Genomic DNA, 12,978 nt, shown 5'->3' with positions numbered 1-12,978 from the left:
GCTCGCGAAAAACGTCAAGACACCGCGTTCATCCAGGATGCCCGCGTTATCGTTGACGGTCTTCGCGAGCAAGCTCGCTCCTACAAGGGGTGGGGATTATTTACGGGCGTTGCGTACACCTTCCGACAAGGCTGCGCACAGGCTCAGCACCCCATCAATTGCTTGCTGGTCGTTGCTGGCATTGGCGATATGGTCGATCAGCGCTGAACCCACCACCACACCGTCCGCCAGGCGGGCGATGGCGGCGGCCTGTTCCGGGGTGCGGATGCCGAAGCCGATGCTGATCGGCAGGTCGGTATGGCGACGCAGACGGCCGACGGCCTCTTCCACGTGTTCCAGAGTGGCGGCACCGGCACCGGTCACACCGGCCACCGAGACGTAGTACACAAACCCCGAGCTGCCGTTGAGCACCGTGGGCAGGCGTGCATCGTCGGTGGTCGGCGTGGTCAGGCGGATAAAGTCGATACCGGCGGCCTGGGCCGGGTCGCACAGTTCGCTGTTATGTTCCGGCGGCATATCGACCACGATCAGGCCATCGACGCCGGCTTCTTTTGCGTCAGCGATAAAACGTGGCACGCCGTACATGTGGATCGGGTTGAAGTAGCCCATCAGCACCAGCGGCGTATCGTTGTTGCCCTGGCGGAACTCGCGGACCATCTGCAGGGTTTTCACCAGGTTCTGCTTGGCGGTCAGCGCGCGGATGTTGGCCAGTTGGATGGCCGGGCCATCGGCCATCGGATCGGTGAAGGGCATGCCCAGCTCGATCACATCGGCGCCGGCTGCCGGCAAGCCCTTGAGGATCGCCAGGGAGGTGTCATAACCCGGGTCGCCGGCAGTGACGAAGGTCACCAGGGCGGCGCGGTTTTGTTCCTTGAGTTGGGCAAAGCGGGTTTGCAGGCGGCTCATCAGTGTTTCTCCTGCTTGGCGGTTTCCATATGGTGCATCACGGTCTGCATGTCTTTGTCGCCACGACCCGACAGGTTGACCACCATCAGGTGATCCTTGGGCAGGGTGGGTGCGCGCTTGAACACTTCAGCCAGGGCGTGGGCGCTTTCCAGTGCAGGAATGATCCCTTCCAGGCGGCAGCATTTGTGAAAGGCGTCGAGGGCTTCGTCATCCGTCACCGAGGTGTACTGGACGCGGCCGATATCGTGCAACCAGGCGTGCTCCGGGCCGATGCCGGGGTAATCGAGGCCGGCGGAAATCGAGTGGGCGTCGATGATCTGGCCGTCGTCGTCCTGCAACAGGAAGGTACGGTTGCCGTGCAGCACACCCGGTACGCCGCCGTTGAGGCTGGCCGCGTGCTTGCCGGTTTCAATACCGTAGCCGGCCGCTTCGACGCCGATGATTTCGACACTGGTGTCATCGAGGAACGGGTGGAACAGGCCCATGGCGTTCGAGCCACCGCCGATGCACGCCACCAGGCTGTCCGGCAGGCGGCCTTCCTGGGCTTGCAACTGGTCGCGGGTTTCCTTGCCGATCACCGCCTGGAAATCGCGCACCATCGCAGGGTATGGGTGTGGCCCGGCCACGGTGCCAATCAGGTAGAAGGTGCTGTCGACGTTGGTCACCCAGTCGCGCAGGGCTTCGTTCATCGCATCCTTGAGGGTGCCGGTGCCGGCGACTACCGGGATCACTTCGGCGCCCAGCAGCTTCATGCGAAATACGTTGGCCTGTTGGCGCTCGATATCGGTGGTGCCCATGTAGATCACACATTGCAGGCCAAACCGCGCGGCGACGGTGGCGGTGGCCACGCCGTGCATGCCGGCGCCGGTCTCGGCGATGATGCGTTTCTTGCCCATGCGCCGTGCCAGCAGGATCTGGCCGATGCAGTTGTTGATCTTGTGCGCGCCGGTGTGGTTCAGCTCTTCGCGCTTGAGGTAGATCTTGGCGCCGCCGCAGAATTCGGTCAGGCGTTCGGCGAAGTACAGCGGGCTTGGGCGTCCGACGTAATCGCGCTGGAAGTAGGCCAGCTCTTCGTTGAATGCCGGATCGATCTTCGCCGCTTCGTATTCGCGGGCCAGGTCGAGGATCAACGGCATCAGGGTTTCCGCCACGTAGCGGCCGCCGAACGCGCCAAACAGGCCGTTGGCGTCAGGGCCGTTGCGTAAATCGGTCTGGGACTGAGTCATGGGACGCTCCAGGAAGAAAGTGTGGGGGAGGCAATGACGGTCACTCTACCTCTGACGCTTGACCGTGAAAACCGATAAGATCGCCACAACCTGTCAGGAAAACTCACGGATGAACCGAAACCTTCCCCCGCTTAATGCCCTGCGCGCATTCGAAGCCACTGCCCGCCTCAACAGCGTCAGCCAGGCTGCCGAGCAATTGCACGTGACCCACGGCGCCGTCAGCCGACAACTGAAAGTGTTGGAAGAGCATCTTGGGTTGAGTCTTTTCGTCAAGGATGGGCGCGGCATTAAACTCACAGATGCAGGCGTGCGGCTGCGCGATGCCAGTTTCGAGGCGTTCGAGCGCCTGCGGGATGTGTGCGGGGAGTTGACCCAAAGCAGCGCCGACGCACCGTTCGTCCTCGGTTGTTCCGGCAGCCTGCTGGCGCGCTGGTTTATTCCGCGCCTGGGTCGCCTTAACGCCGATCTGCCGGATTTGCGCCTGCACCTGTCGGCGGGTGAAGGCGATCTTGACCCACGGCGTCCGGGCCTGGATGCCTTGCTGGTGTTCGCCGAGCCGCCATGGCCGGCGGATATGCAGGTCTACGAACTGGCCAGCGAGCGTATCGGCCCGGTAATGAGCCCACGTTTTGCTCATTACGAGGCGCTGCGCGAGGCGCCTGCGCAGGCGTTGCTGGGCGAGGCCTTGTTGCACACCACCTCACGCCCGCAAGCCTGGCCCAACTGGGCCCAGCACCATGGCATCGAGGCCGGCGCGTTGAAATACGGCCAGGGGTTTGAGCATTTGTATTATTTGCTGGAGGCGGCCGTGGCGGGCCTGGGGGTGGCGATTGCGCCGCAACCGCTGGTGGCGGAGGACTTGCGCGGCGGTCGCCTGGTGGCGCCGTGGGGATTCAGTGAAACCCCGGCGCACCTGGCGTTGTGGCTACCCAAGCGCGCCGCGGATGGGCGCGCCCGGCAACTGGCGCAGTGGCTCAAGACTGAGCTTGAGCGCCAGCCGGTTTAGTCACCGCGTTTGCACAGCAGGTAGGCCGCCAGCAGGCCCAGGGCGCCCACGGCAACGCCGGCGGTGGTCCAAGGGTGCTCCTGCGCATAGTCACGGGTGGCAACTCCGGTCTCGCGGATTTTCACTTTGCTTTCTTCGTAGGCATCGCTGATCAGGTGGCGGGAGTGCTTGAGGGCATTCTCGGCATTGCTTTTGAGGGCCTTCAGGGTTTTGCGCGACTCGTCCGATGCATCGTCCTTGAGGCTCTCAAGGGATTTGAGCAGGCTCGAAATCTCGGCTTCCATGCTTTCCAATGACGCTTTGCGTAAAGAGGTGTTGGCCATGTGGGCTCTCCTGGAGTGATTGAGTGGCATGTGTTGATTCCGACTCCGGGGCTTTCAGAAAGTGCAGTAAATCTGAACTTTCAAGTGAGAAGGGTCGCCAGAAGCAGTACGAAGAATCACTGCTAGGCTTTATTCAACGACCCAGGAGAACGCTCATGTCTGATCATCACACCTACAAGAAAGTCGAATTGGTGGGCTCCTCGCCTACCAGCATCGAGGACGCCATCAACAATGCCCTGGCCGAGGCCAGCAAGAGCATCAAGCACCTGGAATGGTTTGAGGTGACCGAAACCCGTGGCCACATCAAGGATGGCAAGGCCGCGCACTTTCAGGTGACCCTCAAGGTGGGCTTTCGTATTGCCAATAGTTGATAGGCTCGGTTGAACTTGCACGCTGGCCGATTGCCATAACCTGCGCTACACCTGTGGGCGCCGATGCCAAATGCGTCGGCGTACATTTTTTGATCAGCGCAAGGAAAGTAACGGATGAAAAAGCTTCTGTTAGCGGTAGGTTTGTTGAGCCTGGCGGGTACGGCCCTGGCGGCGGGCAAACCGTGTGGCGAACTGAAAAGCGAAATCGACGCCAAGATCCAGGCCAATGGCGCCTCCGGGTACACCCTGGAAATCGTGGATAAAGGCACTGCAACCAATGGCGAAGTGGTCGGCAGTTGCGAAGGTGGTACCAAGGAAATCGTCTACAACCGCGGGTGATCCCGTGTGCCAGACATAAAAACCGACGCCAGAGCGTCGGTTTTTTTGTGCCTGTGGGTCAGCCTTTCATCACTTGCGCCAGCAGCTCGTAGGAATGAATCCGATCAGCATGCTCGTACAAGTCACAGGTAAAGATCAGCTCATCGGCACCGGTCTGCTCGATCAGTACCTGCAGCTTGGCGCGAATCTTCGCCGGGCTTCCCACCATCGCCAAGCCCAGGAAACTGCCTACGGCATCTTTCTCATGGGGCAGCCACAGGCCGTCCATGCTGTCGACCGGCGGGCGCTGCACCAGGCTCTGCCCACGCATCAGCGCGAGAATTCGTTGGTAGACCGAGGTGGCCAGGTAATTGGCCTGCTCATCGGTATCGGCGGCCACCAGTGGTACACCGAGCATCACGTAGGGCTTGTCGAGGACAGCCGAAGGCTTGAAGTGATTGCGATAGACGCGAATCGCCTCATGCATCATGCGCGGTGCGAAATGGGAGGCGAAGGCGTAGGGCAAACCGCGCTCACCGGCCAGTTGGGCGCTGAACAGGCTTGAGCCGAGCAGCCACACCGGGACGTTGGTATCGGTGCCAGGCATCGCGATCACCCGTTGCTCGGGCGTGCGTGGACCCAGGTACGCCATGAGTTCGGCCACGTCTTCGGGGAAGTCATCGGCGCTGCCGGAGCGCTCGCGTCGCAGGGCGCGGGCGGTCATCTGGTCGGAGCCGGGCGCGCGCCCCAGGCCCAGGTCGATACGGCCAGGATAGAGGCTTTCCAGGGTGCCGAATTGCTCCGCAATCACCAGTGGCGCGTGGTTGGGCAGCATCACGCCGCCTGCACCGACGCGAATGGTCGAGGTGCCGCCGGCCAGGTAGCCGAGCAGTACCGAGGTCGCGGAGCTGGCGATGCCATCCATATTGTGGTGTTCGGCCACCCAGAAGCGGGTGTAGCCGAGTTTTTCCACGTGCTGGGCCAGGTCCAGGGAATTGCGCAGCGACTGCGCCGGGCTGCCATTGGCGCGCACCGGCACCAGGTCGAGGGTCGAGAACTTCACATCGGACAGTGGTTTCATAAGCCTGCTTCTCCTAAGGGCGCAGGCTTGTGACGAACCAAAACCTGCCGCTTCATGTGCATGCTCTATGCAATGAGGGCATATACCCGAGATTCAATAGCACTCGTGAAATTTCCTACTGAGCCACTAGGTTTTTCTGATGAGGTGAACTTTGCCAGAGCTTCTATCCTCAGAACCTTACTGATGCAAAACCACTGCTTGGGAGATTGCTATGAGTATCGTGAAAAAAGCCTCCGCTCACTGGGAAGGCGACCTGAAGACCGGCTTGGGTTCTATCTCGACCGAAACCGGCGTACTGCGTGAAGCGCCCTACGGCTTCAAGGCGCGTTTCGAAGGTGGCAAGGGCACCAACCCTGAAGAATTGATCGGCGCGGCCCATGCCGGCTGTTTCTCCATGGCCTTTTCCATGATTCTCGGCGAGGCCGGGCTCAAGGCCGACAGCATCGACACTCAGGCCGAAGTCACCCTGGACCAGGTGGACGGTGGTTTTGCGATCACCGCGGTGCACCTGATCCTCAAGGCCAAGATCCCGGGCGCGAGCCAGGCGCAGTTCGATGAGCTGAGCAAAAAAGCCAAGGAAGGATGCCCGGTGTCTAAGGTCCTGAATGCGACCATCACCCTGGATGGCACCCTCATCAACTGATCTGCGCAGGTCCACTGTGGGAGCAAGCCAGCTCCCACATTTTGTTGTGCGTTAAATCAGAACTCGCGTTTCGCAAATGTGGTCTCATATCCATGCAGCCTTTGGCGCACACCCGTGCGCGATGCATTTAGGGAGCTTCACACATGAAACGTTTTGCCTTGGCGATTATCTGCGGTGCTTTGGCCACGTCGGCAATGGCCGCACCGAAAGACTGTGAAGAGCTCAGGAAAGAGATTGAAGTTGGCCTGCAGGCCAAGGCGATTCCGTCCTACACCCTGGAAATCATCACTGCCGAAGAAGCCAAGAATCATGACGAAGCCATGATCGTCGGCTCTTGCGAAAACGGCACCAAACGCATCATCTACCAGCGCAATGACGACTGATCAGGGAATACAGTTGACGCTGCGTTCCTCTGCCAGCAACTGACGCTGTGCGTTATACAGCCGGATATTCGGGGTGAAGCCCAGCGAGCGCCCTTCCAGGCGATAGCGCTGGCCGGCTTCGAATTGGTCGTATTGCACGGTGATAAAACAGGTACGGTCCTGGGGCTGGCTCAGTCCGCTGCCCAGGCCACCGCCGGCATACACCTCGAAATCAAAACGCACCATCAATTCGTGGCTACCCGGTGGCACCTGGAAGTAGCGCCCGTCGTTGAGATTTTTGCCATCCAGGCGCTGCGCCATGACCAACTTGGCGCCCGGCGTCGGGGTGGCGAAATCGACCCAGGCCTGTTGCGGGTCGGCTGGCGGGATTGGTGTGGAAGCGCAAGCGCTGAGAAAAATCGCCACCAGGGCAGGCAAGAGCTGACGCATGTTGGGCACTCTACGGTAGGAATGGTGTGAGCATAGCGCCAACAAGCCAGATAGTCTGGCAGGCCCATCACCCTGGAGCAGTTTGAAATGGCATGGCGTTTATTGGCGGGGCTGATGTGTGTAGTGCTCGGCGGCTGCTCCAGTGTCAGCTATTACAGCCAACTGGCCAGCGGCCAATGGCAGTTGCTGCGCTCGCGCGAACCGGTGGCCGAGGTCATTGCTGACCCGGCGCGGCCACAAGTGCTGCGCGATCACCTGGCGCAATCCCAGAAGGCGCGTAGCTTCGCCAGCCAGCAACTGCATCTGCCGGACAACCAGAGTTACCGCTTGTATGCCGATATCGGTCGGCCGTACGTCGTCTGGAATGTCTTCGCTACTTCAGAGTTTTCCTTGTTGCCCCAGAACCATTGCTTCCCAATTGCCGGGTGCGTGGCCTATCGCGGTTATTACAGCCAGGGCGCGGCGCGTGGCGAGGCGGCGTTGCTGCAACTGCGCGGCATGGATGTGTCGATTGGCGGGGTCGAGGCCTATTCCACTTTGGGCTGGTTCGACGACCCGATCATGAGTTCGATGATGCGCTGGGGCGAAGAGCGCTTGGCCACGGTGATTTTTCACGAGTTGGCTCACCAGCGTTTTTATGTGAAGGACGACACCGAGTTCAATGAGTCGTTTGCCACCTTTGTCGAGCAGGAAGGCACCCGGCAATGGCGCGCGGCCCGTGGCCTTGCGCCTGCCAGCGAGTCGAGCCTGAAACAGCGCGACCAGTTTATCCAGTTGATTCTCGACACCCGCACCCGCCTGGAACGCCTGTATGCGCAGCCCTTGGCAGCGGATGCGATGCGTCAGGCCAAGGCGGCCGAATTCGAGCGTTTGCGCAATGATTATCGACAGATGCGCGACAACCAGTGGGCCGGCGACAAGCGTTATGACGCCTGGATCAACCAGCCGATGAACAATGCGCGGTTGTTGCCGTTTGGTTTGTACGACCAGTGGGTGCCGGCGTTTGCGGCATTGTTTGCGCAGGAAGGTGGGGATTGGCTGAAGTTCTACAGGGCTGTGGAACAGTTGGGGCGCTTGCCGGTGGAGCCGCGCAAAGTGGCGTTGCGGCAGTTGGTAGGCGGCCTTTAGGGCCTCATCGCAGGCAAGCCAGCTCCCACATTTTGATGTGTGAACACCGGCCAATGTGGGAACGGGCTTGCCCGCGATAGCGAGCTCAAACCCGCCGCAAAAACGCCTGATGCATCTCGGCCAACGTCTCAAAATGCCAGCGCGGCGCCTCGGCATTCAACTCTTCAAAACTACCAAACCCATACCCCACCGCCGCCGCATCCAGCCCATTGCTGCGCGCGCCGATCAGGTCATGCTTGCGGTCGCCGATCATCAAGGTGCTGGCCGGGTCCAGCCCTTCTTCGCGCATCAAATGGGCGATCAATTCGACCTTGTTGGTGCGCGTACCGTCCAGCTCGCTGCCGTAGATCACCTTGAAGTGCTTGGCGAAATCGAAATGCCGGGCGATCTCCCGGGCAAATTCCCACGGCTTGGAGGTGGCCACATACAGCTGGCGCCCCTGGCCATTCAACGCTTCGAGCAATGGCATGACCCCCTCGAACACGCGGTTTTCATAGAGCCCGGTGACTTTGAAGCGCTCGCGATAGAAATTCACGGCCTCCCAGGCGCGGGCCTCGTCGAAGTCATAGAACTGCATAAAGGCCTGCAGCAGCGGCGGGCCGATAAAGTGTTCGAGCTTGGTCAGGTCAGGCTCATCGATGCCCAGCTTGCTCAAGGCGTACTGGATCGAACGGGTGATGCCTTCCCGTGGGTCGGTCAGGGTGCCGTCCAGGTCGAATAGAACTGTCTGGTAATCCAGGGTCATCGGTCGAATCCTTCTGCCAGGTGCAGGTCCTTGAGCTTCACGTAGTTCGCGGCGCTGTAGGTGAAAAAGGCGCGTTCCTTGTCAGTCAGCGCACGGATCTGTTTAATCGGGCTGCCCACGTACAAAAAACCGCTTTCAAGTTTCTTGCCCGGCGGTACCAGGCTGCCGGCGCCGATGATCACATCGTCTGCAACCACGGCGCCATCCATCACGATGCTGCCCATGCCGATCAGGATCCGGCTGCCCACGGTGCAGCCATGCAGCATGACTTTGTGGGCGATGGTCACGTCGTCGCCGATCAGCAGCGGGAAACCGTCAGGGTTGAAGGGGCCGGCGTGGGTAATGTGCAGCACACAGCCGTCCTGCACGCTGGTGCGTGCGCCGATGCGGATGCGGTGCATGTCGCCGCGAATCACCGTCAGCGGCCAGACCGAACTGTCTGCGCCAATTTCAACATCGCCGATCACCACCGCCGAAGCGTCGACAAAAGCCCCGGCGCCGAGGGTTGGCGCGTGATTCTGATAGGTGCGAAGGGTCACGATAGCCTCTCTCTGTTTGGTTGATAGCTGCGGTGGGCATTGATTGTAATTAAGATGGCCCCATCTTTGTCTTATCTGTTTCTTCAGCCAAGGTGCCAACCGTGAGCGCGAACAACCCTCTTTTGCAGTCCTACGACCTGCCGCCGTTCTCGGCGATCCGTGCCGAGCACGTCCAACCGGCGATCGAACAGATCCTGGCCGACAACCGGGTCGCCATCGACGGCATCCTGCAAAGCCAGGGAAAAAATCCTACCTGGGCCGGCCTGATCCTGGCCATGGACGAACTCAACGACCGCCTGGGCGCCGCCTGGAGCCCGGTCAGCCACCTCAATGCCGTGTGCAACAGCGCTGAACTGCGCGAAGCCTACGAGGCCTGCCTGCCGGCATTGAGCGCCTACTCTACCGAGATGGGCCAGAACCGTGAGCTGTTCCAGGCGTTCGAAGCCCTGGCCAGCAGCCCCGAAGCCGCCGGTTTCGATGTGGCGCAAAAAACCATTCTGGAACACGCCCTGCGCGACTTCCGCCTGTCGGGTATCGACCTGCCGCCGGAACAGCAAAAGCGCTACGCCGAAGTGCAAAGCAAGCTTTCCGAGTTGGGCAGCAAGTTTTCCAACCAGTTGCTGGACGCCACACAGGCCTGGACCAAACACGTTACCGACGAAGCGACCCTGGCCGGCCTGACCGATTCCGCCAAGGCACAAATGGCTGCCGCAGCCCAGGCCAAAGAGCTGGATGGCTGGCTGATCACTTTGGAATTCCCCAGCTACTACGCGGTGATGACCTACGCCCAGGACCGCGCCCTGCGTGAGGAAATTTACGCCGCCTACTGCACTCGTGCGTCGGACCAGGGCCCGAATGCCGGTCAGAACGATAACGGCCCGGTGATGGAACAGATCCTCGACCTGCGTCAGGAGTTGGCCCAACTGCTCGGCTTCGCCTCCTTCTCCGAGCTGAGCCTGGCCACCAAAATGGCCGAGTCCAGCGATCAGGTCCTGAGTTTCCTGCGCGACCTGGCCAAGCGCAGCAAGCCATTCGCCACCCAGGACCTGCAGCAGCTCAAGGCCTATGCCGCCGAACAGGGCTGCACCGACCTGCAAAGTTGGGACAGCGGTTTCTACGGCGAAAAATTGCGTGAGCAACGCTACAGCGTGTCCCAGGAAGCCCTGCGCGCCTACTTCCCGATCGACAAAGTGCTGGGCGGCCTGTTTGCCATCGTCCAGCGCCTGTACGGCATCGAGATCGCCGAGCAGAAAGGCTTCGACACCTGGCACCCGGATGTCCGCCTGTTTGAAATCAAGGAAAACGGCCAGCACGTCGGCCGCTTTTTCTTCGACCTGTACGCCCGCGCCAATAAGCGTGGTGGGGCCTGGATGGACGGCGCGCGCGACCGTCGCCGCACCGTTGACGGTGTGCTGCAAAGCCCGGTGGCTAACCTTGTGTGTAACTTCACGCCGGCCGACAGCGGCAAACCTGCCCTGCTGACCCACGATGAAGTCACTACCCTGTTCCACGAGTTCGGCCATGGCCTGCACCACCTGCTGACCCGGGTTGAACACGCGGGCGTGTCTGGCATCAACGGCGTGGCCTGGGATGCAGTGGAGTTGCCGAGCCAGTTCATGGAGAACTGGTGCTGGGAGCCGGAAGGCCTGGCACTGATCTCCGGCCATTATGAAAGCGGCGAAGCACTGCCTCAGGACCTGCTGGAGAAAATGCTCGCGGCGAAGAACTTCCAGTCCGGCCTGATGATGGTGCGCCAGCTGGAATTCTCGCTGTTCGACTTTGAGCTGCACGCCACCCACGGCGATGGCCGCAGTGCGGCGCAGGTGCTTGAAGGCGTGCGTGACGAAGTCTCGGTGATGCGCCCTCCAGCCTACAACCGCTTCCCCAACAGCTTTGCGCACATCTTCGCCGGTGGTTACGCGGCGGGTTACTACAGCTACAAGTGGGCCGAAGTGCTGTCGGCGGATGCCTTTTCCAAGTTTGAAGAGGACGGTGTGCTTAACCCTGAAACCGGGCGTGCCTTCCGCGAGGCGATCCTGGCCCGTGGTGGTTCCCAGGCGCCGATGGTGCTGTTCGTCGACTTCCGCGGACGTGCACCGTCGATTGACGCACTCTTGCGCCACAGCGGCCTGAGTGAGGACGCGGCAGCATGAGTGACGGACCTGTGATCACCAAGAAGCAATTTATCGCCGGCGCCGTGTGCCCGGCGTGCAGCGAGCCGGACAAGTTGAAGATGTGGACCGAGGACAGCGTGCCGCATCGCGAATGCGTGGCCTGTGGGTATACCGACACGCTCAATGACCAGGGGTTGTCGGTGCCCAGGGAGCTGGGTACTCGGGTTAACACCTCGGCGTTGAAAGTACCGGATGCCAAAGTGCAGGCGGTGCAGTTCTTTCCCAACCCCAAGTTGAAAAAACACTGATTGACTGAAACACCCCATCGCCTTTCGCCCCTCTGCGGCGTAAGGCGATGTACATAGGTATTGCTTGGCCCGGATTGGTTTTTTTTAGACTTTCGAGTTCCACTCGAAGGACAAAAAGGAACGAACCCATGCTTGGCCACAACCCCTTGCTACAGACCGGTGACCTACCACTGTTCTCGCAGGTCCACACCGAACACCTCGCGCCGGCGGCACAGGCATTGATTGCCGACAGCCGCCGTCAGGTGGACGAAACCCTACAAACCCAAGCGCTATTCCCTACATGGGATGACGTGGTGCTGGCCATGAGTGATCTCTACGCCCGCCTCGATGCGGCCCAGCGCATAGTCATGGTGCTGGACTCTGTAGCCATCGATGATGACTGGAGGCGCGCCGCCAGCGACTTCCATGATCAGTTGAATGCTTATAGAGCAGAACTGGCCGCCAGCCCGCAACTGCATGCTCTCTACGCAAGCCTTGGCGCGAGCCCGATAGCGCGGCTTTTCGACCCGTCGCGTCAACGCGTACTGGAAAAAACCGTGGCGCGGTATCGAAGGTCAGGCGCCATGTTGCCGGCCACGTCCCGTGAACGTCTGGCTTACCTGACAGCGGTCAATCAGCAGCTTGAAGCCGACTTTTCCTACCAACTCATTCAAGCAACTGCTGCGTGGAGCAAGCATATCCAGGATGAGACATTGCTTGAGGGCGTGCCCGCCAGCCTCAAGCACTCGATGGCGGCCAAGGCCCGCGCGCAGGGATTGACCGGCTGGTTGGTCACATTGGAGGGTGAGACGGTTCGACGTTTGCTCGCGCAAGCCGCGAACCGGGGGCTACGCCAGGAGGTATGCAGTGCATTTTATAGTCGTGCTTCTGATATCGGTCCGCACGCGGGCTTGTACGATAACAGCGACCACCTGAGGGTGGTGATGGATGGGCGCCATGAGATCGCCAAACTATTGGGTTACGACAACTTTGCCCAGTTGGCGCTGGAAAACCAAATGGCTACGTCCACCGACCAAGTGCTGGCGTTTTTGCAAAAACAACTGGCAAGTGAGCAATCCACCTTTGCCAGTGACCTACTGCAACTCCAGGCAATGGCCGCTAGCCATGGGGTCTTTGATCTGAAACTGTGGGACTACGCGTTCTTCGCGCAAAGGATTCGCCAGCAAGTTGCCGGTGTTTCTGCGCAACAGTTACGTGAGTATTTTACGTTGGATGACACGCTCTTTCGGTTGTGCGAACTCTTCCAGCAATTGTTTGGCGTGCAGTTCGTTGAGCGCACGGATTTTGATCGGTGGAGTGCGTCTGTTCGTCTGTTCGAGGTGCAGGAGTTCAACGAAGTCCTTGGCTATGTGTTCTTTGAACCATTTTTGCGCGCGGGGCGGATGAGGCTCCAAACAGCTTTGCCTTGCGCGATCGGCACAAGGATGCCGAGGGTTTACTGACGCGTCCGAGCGTTGT

At 60.4% G+C, this 12,978-nt stretch carries 16 protein-coding genes; 9 read left to right on the top strand and 7 right to left on the bottom strand.

What is annotated here, in order from left to right; all coding sequences use genetic code 11:
• Positions 1–96: 96 nt before the first annotated feature.
• Together trpA and trpB are read right to left on the bottom strand one after the other, a co-directional pair.
• Entirely contained in the window at positions 97–906 is an 810-nt protein-coding gene (gene trpA / locus BFQ03_RS03285) for a tryptophan synthase subunit alpha (RefSeq protein ID WP_032857118.1), read from the bottom strand.
• Positions 906–2,132 (bottom strand): tryptophan synthase subunit beta, encoded by a 1,227-nt coding sequence (gene trpB / locus BFQ03_RS03280; RefSeq protein WP_032857117.1) that lies wholly within the window; start codon positions 2,130–2,132, stop codon positions 906–908. The genes trpA and trpB overlap by 1 nt, the downstream gene beginning before the upstream one ends.
• A gap of 109 nt (positions 2,133–2,241) precedes the next feature.
• On the opposite strand from trpB, the gene BFQ03_RS03275 reads away from it, so the two are divergent.
• Positions 2,242–3,138: a LysR family transcriptional regulator gene (locus BFQ03_RS03275; protein ID WP_065942466.1), complete on the top strand. Its 897-nt coding sequence runs from the start codon at positions 2,242–2,244 to the stop codon at positions 3,136–3,138.
• On the opposite strand, the gene BFQ03_RS03270 is transcribed toward BFQ03_RS03275, so the two are convergent.
• Positions 3,135–3,461, bottom strand: coding sequence for an ElaB/YgaM/YqjD family protein (locus BFQ03_RS03270; RefSeq protein ID WP_003170746.1), 327 nt, complete (start codon positions 3,459–3,461; stop codon positions 3,135–3,137). The genes BFQ03_RS03275 and BFQ03_RS03270 overlap by 4 nt on opposite strands.
• Positions 3,462–3,616: 155 nt before the next feature.
• On the opposite strand from BFQ03_RS03270, the gene BFQ03_RS03265 reads away from it, so the two are divergent.
• Together BFQ03_RS03265 and BFQ03_RS03260 are read left to right on the top strand one after the other, a co-directional pair.
• Positions 3,617–3,832 (top strand): dodecin, encoded by a 216-nt coding sequence (locus BFQ03_RS03265; protein WP_032857113.1) that lies wholly within the window; start codon positions 3,617–3,619, stop codon positions 3,830–3,832.
• A 114-nt stretch (positions 3,833–3,946) separates the two neighbouring features.
• Positions 3,947–4,171: a DUF1161 domain-containing protein gene (locus tag BFQ03_RS03260; protein ID WP_032857111.1), complete on the top strand. Its 225-nt coding sequence runs from the start codon at positions 3,947–3,949 to the stop codon at positions 4,169–4,171.
• Between the two features lie 58 nt (positions 4,172–4,229).
• Here the strand turns inward: BFQ03_RS03260 and BFQ03_RS03255 are convergent, their stop codons facing one another.
• Positions 4,230–5,231 carry an LLM class flavin-dependent oxidoreductase gene (locus tag BFQ03_RS03255; protein WP_032857109.1) on the bottom strand — a complete coding sequence of 334 codons (1,002 nt, stop codon included), beginning with the start codon at positions 5,229–5,231 and terminating at the stop codon, positions 4,230–4,232.
• A gap of 211 nt (positions 5,232–5,442) precedes the next feature.
• Here BFQ03_RS03255 and BFQ03_RS03250 point away from each other — a divergent pair, with 211 nt between their 5' ends.
• Together BFQ03_RS03250 and BFQ03_RS03245 are read left to right on the top strand one after the other, a co-directional pair.
• Entirely contained in the window at positions 5,443–5,874 is a 432-nt protein-coding gene (locus tag BFQ03_RS03250) for an OsmC family protein (protein ID WP_032857107.1), read from the top strand.
• A 143-nt stretch (positions 5,875–6,017) separates the two neighbouring features.
• On the top strand, positions 6,018–6,257 hold the full coding sequence (locus BFQ03_RS03245; RefSeq protein WP_032857106.1) for a DUF1161 domain-containing protein: 240 nt from the start codon (positions 6,018–6,020) through the stop codon (positions 6,255–6,257).
• Here BFQ03_RS03245 and BFQ03_RS03240 read toward each other — a convergent pair whose 3' ends face one another.
• On the bottom strand, positions 6,258–6,686 hold the full coding sequence (locus BFQ03_RS03240; protein WP_032857104.1) for a PA0061/PA0062 family lipoprotein: 429 nt from the start codon (positions 6,684–6,686) through the stop codon (positions 6,258–6,260). It abuts the gene before it with no gap.
• 87 nt (positions 6,687–6,773) lie between these two features.
• On the opposite strand from BFQ03_RS03240, the gene BFQ03_RS03235 reads away from it, so the two are divergent.
• Entirely contained in the window at positions 6,774–7,814 is a 1,041-nt protein-coding gene (locus tag BFQ03_RS03235; RefSeq protein WP_065942465.1) for an aminopeptidase, read from the top strand.
• A gap of 85 nt (positions 7,815–7,899) precedes the next feature.
• Here BFQ03_RS03235 and BFQ03_RS03230 read toward each other — a convergent pair whose 3' ends face one another.
• The gene (locus tag BFQ03_RS03230) at positions 7,900–8,559 is read right to left on the bottom strand and encodes an HAD family hydrolase (RefSeq protein ID WP_065942464.1); all 660 of its coding nucleotides are present in this window, start codon (positions 8,557–8,559) and stop codon (positions 7,900–7,902) included.
• Positions 8,556–9,098, bottom strand: a complete 543-nt coding sequence (locus BFQ03_RS03225) for a gamma carbonic anhydrase family protein (protein WP_065942463.1) — start codon at positions 9,096–9,098, stop codon at positions 8,556–8,558. Before BFQ03_RS03225 ends, BFQ03_RS03230 begins: the two co-directional genes overlap by 4 nt.
• A 101-nt stretch (positions 9,099–9,199) precedes the next feature.
• On the opposite strand from BFQ03_RS03225, the gene prlC reads away from it, so the two are divergent.
• From prlC to BFQ03_RS30975, 3 genes are all read left to right on the top strand, one after another.
• Positions 9,200–11,251 (top strand): oligopeptidase A, encoded by a 2,052-nt coding sequence (prlC, locus tag BFQ03_RS03220; protein WP_065942462.1) that lies wholly within the window; start codon positions 9,200–9,202, stop codon positions 11,249–11,251.
• Positions 11,248–11,520 (top strand): YheV family putative zinc ribbon protein, encoded by a 273-nt coding sequence (locus tag BFQ03_RS03215; protein ID WP_032857097.1) that lies wholly within the window; start codon positions 11,248–11,250, stop codon positions 11,518–11,520. The genes prlC and BFQ03_RS03215 overlap by 4 nt, the downstream gene beginning before the upstream one ends.
• A gap of 128 nt (positions 11,521–11,648) precedes the next feature.
• Entirely contained in the window at positions 11,649–12,962 is a 1,314-nt protein-coding gene (locus BFQ03_RS30975; protein WP_175403874.1) for a M3 family metallopeptidase, read from the top strand.
• The last annotated feature ends 16 nt before the right edge of the window (positions 12,963–12,978 follow it).

The organism is Pseudomonas sp. 25 R 14 (assembly GCF_900004755.1).
Taxonomy (GTDB): Bacteria; Pseudomonadota; Gammaproteobacteria; order Pseudomonadales; family Pseudomonadaceae; genus Aquipseudomonas; species Aquipseudomonas brenneri.
The sequence above is the reverse complement of the archived record's forward strand: the minus strand, read 5'-3'. Positions and strand labels throughout refer to the sequence as shown.